The sequence below is a fragment of the Achromobacter sp. SIMBA_011 genome (assembly GCF_046535435.1).
Taxonomy (GTDB): Bacteria; Pseudomonadota; Gammaproteobacteria; order Burkholderiales; family Burkholderiaceae_B; genus Achromobacter; species Achromobacter dolens.
In genome coordinates, this window is record NZ_JAWRWN010001365.1 from 1 (window position 1) to 229 (window position 229).

A 229-nucleotide genomic window follows, 5' to 3' on the forward strand; every position below is an offset into this window, starting at 1 on the left:
CCAAGCACGAACGGGATTTGCAGGACAAATGCAATAGACCCGCGACCGGCTCTCCACGCGAACGCGCGCGCGAGGCGAAGGCGCAGGAAGTCGCGCGCGAAGCCGAGGTGTTGCGCTTCTACGAACACCGCATCGAATCGATGATGACGGGCGCGCAAGCGTTCGCGCCCGACGCGCTGACCGCGTGCCGCCGCTATATCGACGTGGTCGCCGACAAGCTGCGCGTGCT

1 pseudogene is annotated in these 229 nt (G+C 65.9%); it reads left to right on the forward strand.

What is annotated here, in order from left to right:
• Positions 1 to 17: 17 nt before the first annotated feature.
• Positions 18 to 229 (forward strand): annotated as a pseudogene (locus SB816_RS35525) (hypothetical protein); the annotation flags it as partial.